Here is a 14,897-nt window from a genome sequence, read left to right on the forward strand (position 1 = left end):
GGCAAGGTAAGGCCTTTCAGACGGAAAAGGAGACCGGAAATATCCCGTGGTTATGCGGGAGACACCGGACGCTGGTGATCTTCTGCAACATTCTCTCATTGCTAAGCACCCTGCCAAGTGCCCGACGGCCGATTGCTTATAGTGTTCCGGCCGCAGTACCTGCCCGGTAGCCTTCATCTGCCATTCCGGTGCTCTTGTAGAACCGCGAACTGCCGTCTCTCATGAGCGCCGTAAATCCATAACGTGATGCCACGGAAGGATTGCCAGGGCCCGTCAGCGAGGTGAAGATATTCCATCCACTGCCCACCGGCTCCCCGCTGCGGAGTGTGCCGTTGCCGGCGCCCCGGTAAAGGAACAGGCTGCCGTCGGGATAACGGGCAAGAATGTCGCTGGTGCCGTTGCGGTCATAGTCGCCGGCCGCTGTCAGGGAGGCAAAGGCATCCCAGCCGCCGTTGCCGATCTGTTTGCCGGCCCGGTAGCCCTCCCGGCCGTTACCCATGGTGCCGCTGCCCGTGTACAGCCACAGGGTTCCGTTGGAATGGCGGGCAAGTATGTCCGGAATGCCGTCGGAATTAAGGTCCCCTGCGGCGATGGTCTCGGAGAAGATGTTCCAGCCGGACCCTATTCGTTCGCGGGGTTTGTAACCCTCATCCTTGGAATTAACCTTCCCGGTACCCGCATAGAACCAGAGGGTTCCATCATGGGCACGGCCAACGAGGTCCGGCTTGCCGTCGCGGTTGAAGTCCGCGGCAATCACGTCGGAATAGATGTTCCAGCCCACACCGATGCCGGTTGCCGTGCGGTAGGCCCCCGAGGTGGTTCCGTTGCCCGGGTGGAGGAGCAACTTGCCGGACGCATTCATGGAGAGCAGATCGTCCACGCCGTCACCGTTGAAGTCTCCGGCGTTGATGAGCTTTGCTGCGGCTCCCGGGGCCAGCCCGCGTGTGGAGGTGGCCGCGACATAACCCTCGGAGATGCGCCCGGTGCCTGCGTAGAACACCAGCTTGCCGTTGGACTGGTAGCCATAGAGATCCGGCTTGCCGTCGGAATTGAAGTCGGCTCCGCCCAGGAGGGTGGCATACATGTTCCAATACGACCCGATGTTGGGACCTGCGATGAAATCGCCCCGGCCGGTGCCGCGCATAATCTGCAGGTTTCCGTCGGAAGTGCGGGTAACCACGTCGACCCGTCCGTCGCCGTTGAAGTCCCTGACTCCGACCATGGCGTTGTATTTCTGCCAGCCAGTGGCAACAACGCGGGAACGTCCGTGCTGACCGTTCCCGGTGCCGGAGTAGAGGGAAACGGTGCCGTTGGGCGTGCGGGCCAGGAAATCATTGCGGCCGTCTCCGTCAGCGTCGCCGGTAGCGGCGAACGCATTGAAGGCTTCCCATCCGCCATTGCCGATTTTTACGCCGGCCTTGTAGCCTTCGTTTCCGGATCCGACGGCCCCGGTTCCCGAGTACCGCCACAGGCTTCCGTCCACATGGCGGGCAAATATGTCGTTCCGGCCGTCGCCGTCGGTGTCTCCGACGGGTATGAACTCGTTGAAGATTTCCCAGCCGCTGCCGATTCGGACGGGTGTGCCGAAGGTACCGTTTCCGCGTCCGGCGGAGAACCAGAGGGTTCCGTCGGTGCGGCGGGTGAGGAGGTCGGCTTTCCGGTCGCCGTTGAAGTCGCCGGGAGAGAAGACCTTCTTGGACCAGTCGAGGGGGTACTTGGGGCTGATCGTGATGCTGGCGGCATCACCGCTGATCCACTCCACGCGTACCTTAGTCCCGGCATGGGTGGTGAATGTCTGGCCTGCCTGCCACGTGCTGTTTGCGTTGGTGTAGCCGACGAAGTCACGGGTGTTGGGGCCGACAACGAGTGAGTTGACGGCCCAGTCGTTGGCGAGGTCCGCTTTGACGATTTTGACGCCGCGGTTACCCCCTACCGCGGTGGCGGCATCGCGTCCCACGGGAAGCCTTAGTTCCAGGTAATAGGTTTCACCCGACGTGTCCCTGAATTTCACGGCCCGGTTTGCGGCCGATCCTGCCCAGGCGCGGAGGGTGTAGCTCTTGGTCCGGTCAGGTGTCCCTGCGTTGAGCACCTCGTTGCCGCGGCCGAACCCTCCTGCATCCCAGAAGAAGGAGTTGATGGCCGGTGAGTTGTATTGGGCGTAACCCATGAGGTCCGAGGTATCGCCGTACTCGCGGGACGTGCAGGAGCCATCGGACCAGCGTCCCTGGGCATTCACCCCGACATCTGCACGGCCGTTGTTGCATTTGAGGCTGTTGGCGTGCAGCAAACCCAGTACGTGGCCGAATTCGTGGGTAACCACGTTATTGGAGAAGCTGGACGGGGCCGGCATAAGGACGCTGCCGCCCGTTCCGCCGGTGGTCCATCCGCCGCCCAGGATGCCGCCGTAGCCCCCGCTGTTGAGATCACTTGCCGGAACGTAGACCACCAGCGCCTTATAGGCACTGTCCCGCCAGCCAAGGTCCTTCTTGATGGTGTTCATCATGGCGGCGTAGTCCTGCCAGGAGGATGCGGTGCTCGCCAGTGTCCGGGTACTGGCAATAGTCATACCCAGGCGGTTGTTCGACATTGCACGCCAGTAGCTGTTGGCCGCCGTGATGGAGTTTTTGGCGGCGGTTTGGTTTACCCCGCGGCGGTCGTCCTTCAAGGTGGCGTAGACGAGGGTCACCTGGATGGTTCCGCTTCGTGCCGCCGCGCCCATGGTGCTGGCGCCGCCGTCCCTGGTGCTGAAGCTCTGCGCCTGGCCATGATCGTGGTCATGCATCGCGGAAATGTCCGTCTCAACAGCTGAACGTACTGTTCCGTCTGGCTCCGTCACCATCGGCGTGTTGGGGCCCGGCACGGGGAAGCCGCCGCCCACTACCGGATCAAAGCCCTGCTCATCTTCTTCCGCTTCAGTGTGCTCCGCGTCCGGCTCTGCAGGTTCCGTTGCGGCCGGCTCCGGCTCGGCAGGTTCGCTCTCCACGGCCTCCGGCGCAGTCAGCGGCGGTACCTCCGCCGGTACCGGCGACTCTTCGGGGGCCGGATCTGCCGGCAGTTCGACACCGGGCGTCAGAGCAACCTGCGACGGGCTGGTGGCGGGCGTCGGGGTGGCGGAAGGCGCGGGAGCCAGATCACCATAACTCTGGGCGGGCAGCCCGCCTGCCGTCAATGCGGTAGCGAGCAGGGCCAATAGCGCCAGTTTTGCACTTTTCAATGGGAATCCTTGTGGAGCGGGCGAGACCTGGGGCGCAGCAAGCAGCGCCCGTTGCTAGGGATCGGTAGATCCGCCGGGGGCGGGACAATCCTATTGGTGTTATCGGCATATACAGGCGCCGGGTTAGCGTTTACGGCCGGATGCCCCGGATTTGTCAGCCAGGCCGTCCAAAAAGCTACGCTGGACATGCATTTCTTCTTCCCTCGATCAAAGTGAACGGACCTAACATGCGCGTCCATATTGCAACCGACCACGCAGGCCTGGAACTCAGCGCCCATCTGATTAAGCACCTCACGGACGGCGGCTACGAAGTGGTTGACCACGGGCCGCGCGAATATGACGCCGAAGATGACTACCCTGCCTTCTGCATCAACGCCGCGCAGGCCGTGGCCGCCGACCAGGCTGCAGGCACGCAGGCCCTCGGTATTGTGCTGGGCGGTTCCGGCAACGGCGAGCAGATTGCCGCCAACAAGGTCCGGGGCATCCGGGCAGCGCTGGCCTGGAACCTGGACACCGCGAAACTGGCCCGCCAGCACAACGATGCCAATGTTGTGGCCGTGGGCGGCCGCCAGCACAGCGTGGAGGAGGCGACCCGGATCATTGATGCGTTCCTGGCCGAACCCTTCAGCGGTGCGGAGCGCCATGTCCGGCGCATCGGACAGATTGCGGAGTACGAGACCAGCGGCACCGTGGCCTGATGCCCGAGGGCCATTCCATCCACCGGCTCGCCCGGCAGTTCGCTTCGGTGTTTGCCGGCAGCCGGGTGGCGGTGAGCAGCCCGCAGGGCAGGTTTGCCGCCGGGGCCGCCAAGCTGGACGGGCACGTCCTTGAAGGTGCCGAGGCGCACGGCAAGCAGCTGTTCCTGCGTTTTGACAATGACCTGTACCTGCGTATCCATCTCGGCCTCTACGGCGCTTTCGACTTCGGCGGGGATGAAACGTTTGCCGGTGCCTCCAGCATCGGTGCGCCGCGGCGCGTGGGGGAACGGGAGATTGCCGGCGACGGCGGTGCGCAGGACACGGGGTATGCCGGCCCGCCGCCGCCCCGGGGAGTTGTGCGGGTCCGCATGGTGTCCGAGCACGGCTGGGCGGATCTGCGGGGTCCCACGGCGTGTGAAGTCATCACGGAACAGGAACGGGCGGCGGTGCTGGCCCGTCTGGGACCGGACCCCCTGGGTGCGGCGGAACCGGACGGCGACGGCGGCCGGCAGTTCTCGGAACGCCTCCGTAGCAAGGGCTCCCCGGTGGGGCTGCTGCTGATGAACCAGGAGGTGCTTGCCGGCGTCGGCAACGTCTACCGGGCTGAAATACTCTTCCGCCGGCGCATTTCCCCGTGGCGGCTGGGCCGGGACATCAGCGCGGCGGAGGCTGCGGACGTGTGGGCGGAGACCGTGACGCTGATGAACGACGGCGTGCGGCAGGGGCGGATCATCACCACCGAGCCGCAGGACCGCCAGGATGCCGGTGAGCCGGTTCCGGTGTCCGAGGCGCACTACGTCTACAAGCGGACCGGGCTGCCGTGCAGATGCTGCGGAACCGCCGTCGCCGGTACCGAGATGGGCGCCCGGAAACTCTACTGGTGCCCGGTCTGCCAGGCCCGCTGACCCACGCAACCGAGCCGCGCCCGTTGAGCCGGGCCCTGTGGGTCAGGGCTTCTACGCCGGCAGGCCGCCTGCATTCACCCGACCGCGGACATTGTTCCGCGGTCGGGTCTATATCTGCAGTGAAAAACGAAAAAGGACCTTTCGCTGTGCGAAAGGCCCTTCTAAGGTGGAGGGGATGACGGGAATCGAACCCGCGTAATCAGTTTGGAAGACTGAGGCTCTACCATTGAGCTACATCCCCGGCGCCGTAAGGCAGGTTTCACCTTAGCATGGGAAAACCCGCTGTGAGTAATCGGCCCGCAACCGGTTCCGTGCCGGCCGCGGATCACGTCGGTAAGCCCTGAAATTCGTCATACCCGCCGCCGGGCAGGTAGGCTGTCAGGTGCACTGACGGGGTGTAGCTCAGCTTGGAAGAGCGCCTGCTTTGGGAGCAGGAAGTCGCAGGTTCAAATCCTGTCACCCCGACTCTGTATAACCATGGTGCAGACCAACCCCAGAACCCTCAGGAGAACTTACGCTGTGAAGAGCGCCGTAGAAAACCTCACACCCACGCGGGTAAAGCTCAACGTTGAAGTTCCGTTCGAGGAACTGAAGCCGAGCATCGACGAGGCCTACAAGACCATCGCCACCCAGGTGCAGGTCCCGGGCTTCCGCAAGGGCAAGGTTCCCAACCGCATCATCGACCAGCGCGTTGGACGCGGCTATGTTCTCGAAACGGCCATCAATGACGGACTGAACGGCTTCTACCAGGAAGCCGTCCGCGAGACCGGCATCAGCCCCATGAGCCGCCCCGAGGTCGAGATCACCGAAGTTCCGGACCCCGCTTCGGATGAAGGCCAGCTGCTCTTCACCGTTGAGCTGGATGTGCGCCCGGAAATCGAACTGCCGGACTATGCAGGCCTCGAGGTCACCGTTGAGCCCGCAGAAGCTTCCGACGCCGACGTAGAGAAGGCACTGGAAGAACTGCGCAGCCGCTTCGGCACGCTGAAGGCCGTGGATCGCCCCGCAGTGGCCGATGACTTCCTGACCATGGACCTTGTGGCCAAGGTCGACGGCGAAGAGGTGGATTCCGCTGCGGATCTGTCCTACCAGGTAGGCGCCGGGACCATGCTTGAAGGCATGGACGAGGCCGTTACCGGCCTGAGCAGCGGCGAATCCGCGACCTTCAACACCAAGCTGGCCGGCGGCGAGCATGCCGGTGCCGACGCCGAGGTTACCGTGACCATCAAGGCCGTCAAGGAGCGCGAGCTCCCCGAAGCCAACGATGACTTCGCCCAGCTTGCCAGCGAGTTCGACACCATCGGTGAACTCCGCGAGGACCTGACCAAGCGTGCAGCCGAATCCAAGCTGATGGAGCAGGGCGTTGAAGCCCGCGACAAGGTGCTGGAGAAGCTCCTGGAGCTGGTTGAGGTTCCGGTTCCGGAATCCGTCATCGAAGAGCAGCTTGAGCAGCACTTCAACTCCGAAAGCGCCCACGCCGCCGGCGAAGACCACGACACGGAAGAACACCGTGCCGAGGTGCGCGCCAACACCGAGGCCGCCTTCAAGAACGAAATCATCCTCGACGCAGTAGCGGAGAAGGAAGAAGTAGGCGTCAACCAGAGCGAACTGATTGACTACATCGTCTCCACCGCAGGCCAGTACGGCATGGATCCGAACCAGTTCGCCCAGCTGATCGACCAGAGCGGCCAGGTTCCGATGATGGTCGGAGAAGTCCGCCGTCGTAAGGCCCTCGCCAAGGTGCTGGAGCTCGCCAAGGTCACCGACACCACCGGTGCCGAGATTGACCTGAGCGAATTCGTCCGTCCCGCCGGTGAAGAAGAAGCCGAAGCAGCCGACGTCGAAGAGCAGCAGAACGAAGACAAGGCCTAGCCTGTCCCGCCCTTCCGCGTTCCGCAGGAAGGACCAACCGCGCCGCCGATCCGAAAGGGCCGGCGGCGCGGTGCGTTAAGCGCCGAGGCGCGGCTCTTCCACGGCGGCGAGCATGTGATCTGCATCGTGCGCCGTCAGCGAACAGCCCGTCAAACGGCAGCCCGGCGGGGCGTGGACAGGCTAGTGTCCTAGAAGAGACAACCGGCAGGAGCAACTGGCACGGCCAGCATCTGATTCCTGCCAGAGCGAGAGGTCACTCAGTATGGCAACTGCACCGAATACCCCCACCATGGCTACGGTGGACCCGGCCGGCCGGGACGACTACATCTACAACCGCCTGCTCAAAGAGCGGATCATCTGGTTGGGCTCGGAAGTCCGGGACGAGAATGCCAACGCGATCTGCTCCCAGCTTCTGCTGCTCTCGGCGGAAGATCCCGAGAAGGACATCTACCTCTACATCAACTCTCCCGGTGGTTCCGTGACGGCCGGCATGGCTATCTACGACACCATGCAGTTCATCCCGAACGACGTCGTGACCGTGGCGACCGGCCTGGCAGCCTCCATGGGGCAGTTCCTGCTCTCCTCGGGCACCAAGGGCAAGCGCTACGCCACCCCGCACGCCCGCATCCTGATGCACCAGCCCAGCGGCGGCATCGGCGGCACCGCGTCGGACATCAAGATCCAGGCTGAGCTGATCCTGAACATGAAGCGCGTCATGGCGGAGCTGACCGCTGAGCAGACCGGCCAGAGCGTCGAAACCATCCTTCGGGACAATGACCGCGACAAGTGGTTCACCGCGCAGGAGGCCCTGGAATACGGCTTCTTCGACAAGATCTCCGCCCACGCCGGCGGCGTTACCGGCGGCGGCGGAACCAACCAGGACCAGGCAGAGGGCAAGGACGAGGACTAAGGTCCCGGACCCCGCCCCTCCACTTGCAGACTTCAGGAGTAATTCATGAACCATAATTTCGGCACCGCCGGCTCCGCCGCAGCACCGCAGATGCCCACCAGCCGCTACGTCCTGCCGCAGTTCGAAGAGCGTACGCCCTACGGCTTCAAGCGCCAGGACCCGTACACCAAGCTGTTCGAGGACCGCATCATCTTCCTCGGCGTCCAGGTGGACGACGCGTCGGCTGATGACATCATGGCCCAGCTGCTGGTGCTTGAGTCCACCGATCCGGACCGCGACATCACGCTGTACATCAACTCCCCGGGCGGTTCGTTCACGGCCATGACGGCCATTTACGACACCATGCAGTACATCCGCCCGGAGATCCAGACGGTCTGCCTGGGACAGGCAGCCAGCGCCGCAGCCGTCCTGCTGGCTGCCGGCACGCCGGGCAAGCGCCTGGCACTGCCCAACGCCCGTGTGCTGATCCACCAGCCGTCGCTCTCCGGCGGACAGGGCGGCCAGGCTTCCGACCTGGAAATCCAGGCCGCTGAAGTCATGCGCATGCGCACCTGGCTGGAAGACACGCTGGCACTGCACTCCAACCGCACGTCGGAGCAGGTCAACACGGACATTGAGCGGGATAAGATCCTCACCGCAGATGCAGCCCTGGAATACGGGCTGATCGACCAGGTGCTGGATTCGCGCAAGATCAAGACTCCCGCCATCAACAAAATGTAATAGAAGCAGTTGGCAACAGACGGCCCGTGGTGCGGAATTCGGCACCACGGGCTCTCTGGTTGCTGAATAGCTCCGGCAAGTGTCCTAGAGTGGAACATGGTTGACTGCGCCTGGCCGGGAGACCGTATTTTCGATGGACCATCTAAGGGGACTGAACTATGGCTCGCATTGGTGAGAGCACGGATCTGCTCAAGTGCTCTTTCTGCGGAAAGAGCCAGAAGCAGGTACGCAAGCTCATTGCCGGTCCCGGCGTATACATCTGCGACGAGTGCATTGATCTCTGCAACGAGATCATCGAAGAGGAACTCTCCGAGGTTGCGGATCTGGGGACCTTCGAGCTGCCGAAGCCGCGGGAAATCTTCGACGCGCTGCAGGAGTACGTCATCGGCCAGGAGCCCGCGAAGCGCTCCCTCGCCGTGGCGGTGTACAACCACTACAAGCGTATCCAGGCAGGTCACGCCACCCGTGCCACCGGCAATCTCTCGGACGCCGTTGCCGGCGACGAGGTGGAAATCGGCAAGTCCAACATCCTCCTGATCGGCCCCACCGGCTGCGGCAAGACCTACCTCGCCCAGACGCTGGCGCGGCGCCTGAACGTTCCGTTCGCCGTCGCTGATGCCACCGCCCTGACAGAGGCCGGCTACGTGGGCGAGGATGTGGAGAACATCCTGCTCAAGCTCATCCAGGCCGCCGACTATGACGTCAAGAAGGCTGAACAGGGCATCATCTACATCGACGAAATCGACAAGATTTCCCGCAAGAGCGAGAACCCCTCGATCACCCGCGACGTCTCCGGTGAAGGTGTCCAGCAGGCTCTGCTGAAGATCCTGGAAGGTACGGTCGCCTCGGTCCCGCCGCAGGGCGGCCGCAAGCACCCGCACCAGGAATTCATCCAGATTGACACCACCAACGTGCTGTTCATTGTGGCCGGCGCCTTCGCCGGGCTCGAGGAGATCATCGGTTCACGTTCCGGACGCAAGGGCATCGGGTTCGGTGCCCCGCTGAATGAAACCACCAAGGGCACCGACTCCTACGCCGAGGTGATGCCGGAGGATCTGCTGAAGTTCGGACTCATTCCCGAATTCATCGGCCGCCTCCCGGTCATCACCACCGTGTCCAACCTGGACCGGACCGCCCTGATCCGGATCCTCACCGAGCCGAAGAACGCACTGGTTAAGCAGTTCCAGAAAATGTTCCAGCTGGACGGCGTGGAGCTGACCTTCGAGCAGGGCGCCCTGGACGCCATCGCGGACCAGGCGCTGGCCCGGGGCACCGGTGCCCGCGGGCTGCGTGCCATCCTGGAGGAAGTCCTGCTGCCGGTGATGTTCGACCTGCCCAGCCGGGACGACGTAGCCACCGTTGTGATCACCGCGGACACGGTGCAGAACAAGAGCGAACCGACGCTCATCTCGCACGCCGTGGCGACCAAGCGCCGGAACAAATCCGCCTGATCCGGGGTTGTTACCCGGTACTGAGCGCGGCAGGTAAAGCCGCAGAGTGCCATCAAAGGAGATTTCCATGAGCGTTACTGCTTCCGCGTCCACCGCAGACTTCTGGTTCGACCCCATGTGCCCCTTCGCCTGGGTGGCCTCCCGCTGGATGGGCGAGGTGGAACAGGTCCGCGACGTCCGCACCAACTGGCACGTGATGAGCCTGGCTGTCCTGAACGAGGGCAGGGACCTGCCGGCGGACTACCGGGAGCGGATGGACAAGGCCTGGGGCCCTGTGCGCGTCATCATCGCCGCGCAGGAACTCCACGGCGATGAATACGTCAAAAAGCTTTACGACGCCATGGGATCCCGGATCCATGACGGCGGCAATGATGACTTCGCCGCCGTGATCCGCGAATCCCTGGAAGCCACGGGCCTTCCCGCCGAGCTGGCCCGGTACGCCGACAGCGACGAATATGACGCCCAGCTGCGTGCCTCCCACAAGGAAGGCATCACGAAGGTGGGTGACGACGTCGGAACCCCCATCGTCGCCTTCAACGGCACCGCCTTCTTTGGTCCGGTGCTCACCCGCATCCCGCGCGGCGAGGAAGCCGGCACCATGTTCGACGGCGCAGTGATGCTGGCCTCAAACCCGGCCTTCTTCGAACTCAAGCGCAGCCGCACCGAAAGCCCGCGTTTCGACTGACCTTCGCCGGCCCCGGAACACGGGGCCGCTGAGCACATCCACTGAGCACAGCAAAAGGGCCCGTCCGGAAAAATCCGGACGGGCCCTTTGCGCTTTTCGCTATTCGGCGGGCGGTGCCAGCTCCACGTCGGAGACGCTGAGTTCACCCTCGCCGACAGCCAGGTTCAGTTCCCGTACGTTTCCGGCGGCCTTCAGGTCTGCCGAGCCTGCCCGCAGCCGTGCCACAGCACCCTCGGGAGCAGTGACCGTGGCCTTGAGGACCTCGGTGCGCTGCTTGACCTTGGCCTCGGACTTTGCCTTGCGGATGCCGCCCAGCGCGGCGGCGACCGTACCGAGGATCGCGGCGTCGGCGTCGGCCACGGCTGCCGAGAGGCCGTCGACGTTCGGCCACGGCGCGCGGTGCACGGACCCGGTACGCCACCAGCCCCAGACCTCTTCGGTGGCGAAGGGCAGGAACGGGGCGAACAGGCGCAGCAGTGAATCCAGGGTGGTGGCCAGGGTGGCCAGCACGGAGGCCTGCTCGGCTTCGCCGGCGGCACCGTAGGCGCGGTCCTTGATCAGCTCCACGTAGTCATCCGTGAAGGACCAGAAGAAGGACTCGGTGAGCTGCAGGGCCTTGGCGTAGTCATACCGCTCGAAGGCACTCGTGGCGGCCTGGACGACGTCGGTGAGCTGGGCCAGCAGGGCAGTATCCAGTGCGTTGGTGATCACCGACGTGTCATCCAGCGCCACGTTCGCTTCCGTCGCGCCCAGGTTCAGGACGAACTTGGAGGCGTTGAGCAGCTTGATGGCCAGCCGGCGGCCGATCTTCATCTGCGCAATCTCGTATGCGGTGTCCGCGCCGAGCTTGGCGGAGGCCGCCCAGTAACGGACGGCGTCGGAACCGTATTCGTTGAGCACATCGGTGGGAACCACCACGTTGCCCTTGGACTTGGACATCTTCTTGCGGTCCGGATCCAGGATCCAGCCGGAGATCGCGGCGTGCTTCCACGGCGCGGCCGCGTTGAGGGCATCGGCGCGGACCACGGAGGAGAAGAGCCAGGTGCGGATGATGTCGTGGCCCTGCGGGCGCAGGTCGAACGGGAAGACCTTGGCGAAGAGGTCCTCGTCCACGCTCCAGCCGCCGACGATCTGCGGGGTCAGGGAGGAAGTGGCCCAAGTATCGAGCACGTCGGCGTCGCCGATGAAACCGCCCGGCTGGTTGCGCTGGGCTTCCTCGTAGCCGGGTGCCGCTTCGGCGGCCGGGTCCACGGGCAGGGACGCGGAATCCGGCAGGACGGGATTGTCGTAGTCCGGGTTGCCGGAGGCATCCAGCGGGTACCAAACCGGCACCGGAACGCCGAAGAAGCGCTGGCGGGAAACCAGCCAGTCACCGTTGAGGCCTTCGATCCAGTTCTCGTAGCGGGAGCGCATGAACGCGGGATGGAAGTCGATCTCCCGGCCACGGCTGATCAGGCGTTCGCGGCGTTCTTCATCGCGCCCGCCGTTGCGGATGTACCACTGGCGGCTGGTGACAACTTCGAGCGGCTTATCGCCCTTTTCGAAGAAGTTGACCGGGTGGGTGATCTTCTTGGGCTCGCCGTCGAGGTCGCCGCTTTCGCGGAGCATTTCGACGACGGTTTCCTTGGCGCTGAAGACGGTTTTGGTGGCCAGTGCGGCGTAGTTTTCCTTCGCCGCGTTGGTGGCGATCCACTCCGGGGTGTCGGCCAGGATGCGGCCGTCGCGGCCGATCACGGCGCGGGTGGGCAGATTCAGTTCCCGCCACCAGGTGACGTCGGTCAGGTCGCCGAAGGTGCAGATCATGGCAATGCCGGATCCCTTGTCGGGCTTGGCCAGCGGATGCGCCTTGACCTCCACCTCGACGTCGAACAGCGGGGACTTCACAGTGGTGCCGAAGAGGCGCTGGTACCGCTCGTCGTCGGGGTGCGCCACGAGGGCCACGCAGGCCGGGAGCAGTTCGGGACGGGTGGTCTCGATGAAGATCTTCTCGCCGTCCGGGGCGTGGAAGCTGATCCGGTGGTAGGCGCCGGGCTGCTCGCGGTCCTCGAGTTCGGCCTGGGCCACGGCGGTGCGGAAAGTGACGTCCCAGAGAGTCGGGGCCTCGGCCATGTAGGCGTCGCCGGCCCGCAGGTTCTCCAGGAACGCGCGCTGGCTGACGGCGCGGGAGTGGTCATCAATGGTGCGGTAGGTGCGGTTCCAGTCCACGGACAGGCCCAGGGTGGAGAAGAGGTCCTCGAAGACCTTCTCGTCCTCCACAGCCAGTTCCTCGCACAGCTCGATGAAGTTGCGGCGGGAGACGACGTCGAAATCGCGCTGGTTCTTGGCAGCCTTGGCCGGGGGACGGTAATCCGGGTCATACGGCTTGGTGGGATCGCAGCGCACACCGTAGTAGTTCTGCACCCGGCGTTCGGTGGGCAGGCCGTTGTCATCCCAGCCCATCGGGTAGAAGACATTCTTGCCCGTCATCCGCTGGTAGCGGGCCATGACGTCGGTCTGCGTGTAGGAGAACATGTGCCCCACGTGCAGTGAACCGGACGCCGTCGGCGGGGGAGTGTCGATGGAGTAGACCTGCTCCCGGACCGTGTCCGGATTAAACGCGTACGTTCCCTCCTCGCGCCAGCGGGCACTGAGCTTGGACTCGAGCCCCTCAAGGGCGGGCTTGTCGGGGACGGATACGGTCTTGGGTGCGTTGTCGGGCGTGTCTGTGCCCGGGATATGTTCAGCCATGCTTTCCATTCTTCCATGCACCGCTATGGTCTGGGGCACTGTCCGGGGCCGGTGCCCCGGCAGTAGCATCCCGGTATGGCGTCCACGAGAGAATCCCCGTCATGGAATGTGCGGATCCGGCGGATCTATGAACCTCCCGACGGCGGCTTCCGGGTTTTGGTGGACCGGCTCTGGCCCCGCGGCGTGTCCAAGGAAAAGGCCGACCTGGACGAATGGTTGAAGGACCTGGCCCCCAGCACCGAACTGCGGAAATGGTTCGGGCACCGGGAGGAACGGTGGGAGGAGTTCGCCCGGCGGTACCGGGGTGAGCTGGGGGAGAATCCCGGGGCGGCGGACTTCAGTCTCGAGTGCCGGTCCCGGCCGGATACCGTGCTGCTGTTCGGGGCACGGAACGAAAAGGAGAACGAGGCAGTGGTCCTGCGCGACTATCTGCTCTCCGGGGCCGGTCCCGGGGCGTAGGTCCCGGATGCCGTTTGGTTCGTGCCTGCCCGGCGGCCGAGTGGCGGAAACCGGGTGGCCGGGCTCGCACAGTTTCCCTTCGAGTGTGAACCCTGTTGCTGGTGGGACCCCACTGGTTGCCAGCAGCCCCACTGGGTGGGAAATCCTGTCGGGGGCACCGAGACGCCAAGGGGAATGTCTCGCACAGTTTCCCGTCGAGTGTGAGCCCTGTTGCTGGTGGGACCCCACTGGTTGCCAGCAGCCCCACTGGGTGGGATTCTGTGCCGGACGAATTCGGGACCCTTGGAAGAGGCCCCTCCACTGGATACCGCTTAGGCGAACCGTCCGGGTCTCTGTCCACATACCGCATCCTGGTGCCGGGACCGGGCCCTTCGCGGACCGAAGCTGGCGGAATGCAGCAACTTGAACTGTTCCTTCGGGCCCGCCACGGTGTTGCCGGGTACGGGACCCTGACGGCGAACCGATTCTCCCGAACGGAAATAGAACGGGCAACGGGTGCGGGCAGTATTCGGCGGATAGCCAGGGGGACCTTCGCCGTCCCGGATGCAGATCCGGAACTGGTGACGGCAGCACGCCACGGGGCGTCCCTGACCTGTGTGTCCGCCGCACGCCTCCTGGGTTGGTGGGTGCTTGTGCCGGGTACCTGTGCCCATATTCGCCGGAACTCCTCCAAAGAAATCCCGGGCACTCGTCTTCACCGTGGACAACGCTCGGCACACCGTCCGGTGGCCCGGCCGGAGCAGATTGTCCACGATGCCTTCAGATGCCTTCCCCGTCTGGAAGCCTTGGTCCTGGCCGAATCGGCGGTCATTCGTGATGCTGTGGGGTTGCCACTGCTACGACGGGAATTCACCGGCCAGCGGGACTGGCCCATCCGCCTGCTGCTGGACTCCATCCGCCGCACCACGGCTTCACCGCTGGAGGTCTGCGCCCGCTTCCACCTTCTGGCCGCCGGCATCGGATTCGAGGAGGAAGTGGTGGTGCCCGGGGTCGGAAGGGTGGACTTCCTGATAGACGGATGGCTGATCGTAGAGATTGACGGATATGCCTTCCACAGCGGGCGGGTGGAATTCCGAAAGGACAGACAGCGCTGGAACGGCTCATCCTCTGGTGGGTGGGTCACCCTGCGCATGACGGCCGAGATGATCCTGCACCAGCCGGACGAATTCATTCGCCTGGTGATGCAGACAAGGGACACCTGGGGTGGCAGCTGGGTACGGCGACAAGCCACGGCCCGACCAACCGGCCGCTAGCGC

Annotated in this window: 11 protein-coding genes and 2 tRNA genes; 10 read left to right on the plus strand and 3 right to left on the minus strand. The window is 64.4% G+C overall.

Annotated elements, in window-relative coordinates:
* Positions 1 to 136: 136 nt before the first annotated feature.
* Positions 137 to 3,214 carry an FG-GAP-like repeat-containing protein gene (locus AC5RTS_RS11320; protein ID WP_493992130.1) on the minus strand — a complete coding sequence of 1,026 codons (3,078 nt, stop codon included), beginning with the start codon at positions 3,212 to 3,214 and terminating at the stop codon, positions 137 to 139.
* 227 nt (positions 3,215 to 3,441) lie between these two features.
* Here AC5RTS_RS11320 and AC5RTS_RS11325 point away from each other — a divergent pair, with 227 nt between their 5' ends.
* Entirely contained in the window at positions 3,442 to 3,912 is a 471-nt protein-coding gene (locus tag AC5RTS_RS11325; protein ID WP_493992131.1) for a ribose-5-phosphate isomerase, read from the plus strand.
* Complete coding sequence (locus tag AC5RTS_RS11330; protein ID WP_493992132.1) at positions 3,912 to 4,817, plus strand: Fpg/Nei family DNA glycosylase; 906 nt, start codon at positions 3,912 to 3,914, stop codon at positions 4,815 to 4,817. The genes AC5RTS_RS11325 and AC5RTS_RS11330 overlap by 1 nt, the downstream gene beginning before the upstream one ends.
* A 167-nt stretch (positions 4,818 to 4,984) precedes the next feature.
* Here AC5RTS_RS11330 and AC5RTS_RS11335 read toward each other — a convergent pair.
* A tRNA-Gly gene (locus AC5RTS_RS11335) sits at positions 4,985 to 5,058 on the minus strand.
* A 150-nt stretch (positions 5,059 to 5,208) separates the two neighbouring features.
* On the opposite strand from AC5RTS_RS11335, the gene AC5RTS_RS11340 reads away from it, so the two are divergent.
* The 6 genes from AC5RTS_RS11340 to AC5RTS_RS11365 all read left to right on the plus strand — a co-directional run bounded on the left by AC5RTS_RS11340 (position 5,209) and on the right by AC5RTS_RS11365 (position 10,455).
* Positions 5,209 to 5,282, plus strand: a tRNA-Pro gene (locus tag AC5RTS_RS11340).
* Positions 5,283 to 5,336: 54 nt separating this feature from the next.
* Entirely contained in the window at positions 5,337 to 6,689 is a 1,353-nt protein-coding gene (gene tig, locus AC5RTS_RS11345; RefSeq protein WP_493992133.1) for a trigger factor, read from the plus strand.
* A 289-nt stretch (positions 6,690 to 6,978) separates the two neighbouring features.
* Entirely contained in the window at positions 6,979 to 7,599 is a 621-nt protein-coding gene (locus AC5RTS_RS11350) for an ATP-dependent Clp protease proteolytic subunit (RefSeq protein WP_227901586.1), read from the plus strand.
* Between the two features lie 45 nt (positions 7,600 to 7,644).
* Positions 7,645 to 8,319: an ATP-dependent Clp protease proteolytic subunit gene (locus tag AC5RTS_RS11355; RefSeq protein WP_227901554.1), complete on the plus strand. Its 675-nt coding sequence runs from the start codon at positions 7,645 to 7,647 to the stop codon at positions 8,317 to 8,319.
* 158 nt (positions 8,320 to 8,477) lie between these two features.
* On the plus strand, positions 8,478 to 9,770 hold the full coding sequence (gene clpX / locus AC5RTS_RS11360) for an ATP-dependent Clp protease ATP-binding subunit ClpX (protein ID WP_493992134.1): 1,293 nt from the start codon (positions 8,478 to 8,480) through the stop codon (positions 9,768 to 9,770).
* Positions 9,771 to 9,837: 67 nt separating this feature from the next.
* Positions 9,838 to 10,455 (plus strand): mycothiol-dependent nitroreductase Rv2466c family protein, encoded by a 618-nt coding sequence (locus AC5RTS_RS11365; RefSeq protein ID WP_493992135.1) that lies wholly within the window; start codon positions 9,838 to 9,840, stop codon positions 10,453 to 10,455.
* A 99-nt stretch (positions 10,456 to 10,554) separates the two neighbouring features.
* Here the strand turns inward: AC5RTS_RS11365 and valS are convergent, their stop codons facing one another.
* Positions 10,555 to 13,182: a valine--tRNA ligase gene (gene valS / locus AC5RTS_RS11370; protein ID WP_493992136.1), complete on the minus strand. Its 2,628-nt coding sequence runs from the start codon at positions 13,180 to 13,182 to the stop codon at positions 10,555 to 10,557.
* Between the two features lie 75 nt (positions 13,183 to 13,257).
* Between valS and AC5RTS_RS11375 the strand changes: the two genes are divergently transcribed.
* Both AC5RTS_RS11375 and AC5RTS_RS11380 read left to right on the plus strand, forming a co-directional pair.
* A complete protein-coding gene (locus AC5RTS_RS11375; protein ID WP_493992137.1) occupies positions 13,258 to 13,641 on the plus strand; it encodes a DUF488 domain-containing protein in 384 nt (127 codons plus the stop codon).
* A 392-nt stretch (positions 13,642 to 14,033) separates the two neighbouring features.
* Entirely contained in the window at positions 14,034 to 14,894 is an 861-nt protein-coding gene (locus AC5RTS_RS11380) for a putative endonuclease domain-containing protein (protein ID WP_493992138.1), read from the plus strand.
* Positions 14,895 to 14,897 lie beyond the last annotated feature (3 nt).

It is taken from the genome of Arthrobacter sp. MDT1-49-2 (assembly GCF_059090185.1).

Bases quoted from the DNA above. Each gene is read 5' to 3' on its own strand.
- AC5RTS_RS11325 (WP_493992131.1), top strand. From the start codon at position 3,442: ATGCGCGTCCATATTGCAACCGACCACGCAGGCCTGGAACTCAGCGCC.
- AC5RTS_RS11330 (WP_493992132.1), top strand. From the start codon at position 3,912: ATGCCCGAGGGCCATTCCATCCACCGGCTCGCCCGGCAGTTCGCTTCG.
- AC5RTS_RS11350 (WP_227901586.1), top strand. From the start codon at position 6,979: ATGGCTACGGTGGACCCGGCCGGCCGGGACGACTACATCTACAACCGC.
- AC5RTS_RS11355 (WP_227901554.1), top strand. From the start codon at position 7,645: ATGAACCATAATTTCGGCACCGCCGGCTCCGCCGCAGCACCGCAGATG.
- clpX (WP_493992134.1), top strand. From the start codon at position 8,478: ATGGCTCGCATTGGTGAGAGCACGGATCTGCTCAAGTGCTCTTTCTGC.
- AC5RTS_RS11365 (WP_493992135.1), top strand. From the start codon at position 9,838: ATGAGCGTTACTGCTTCCGCGTCCACCGCAGACTTCTGGTTCGACCCC.
- valS (WP_493992136.1), bottom strand. From the start codon at position 13,182: ATGGCTGAACATATCCCGGGCACAGACACGCCCGACAACGCACCCAAG.
- AC5RTS_RS11375 (WP_493992137.1), top strand. From the start codon at position 13,258: ATGGCGTCCACGAGAGAATCCCCGTCATGGAATGTGCGGATCCGGCGG.
- AC5RTS_RS11380 (WP_493992138.1), top strand. From the start codon at position 14,034: ATGCAGCAACTTGAACTGTTCCTTCGGGCCCGCCACGGTGTTGCCGGG.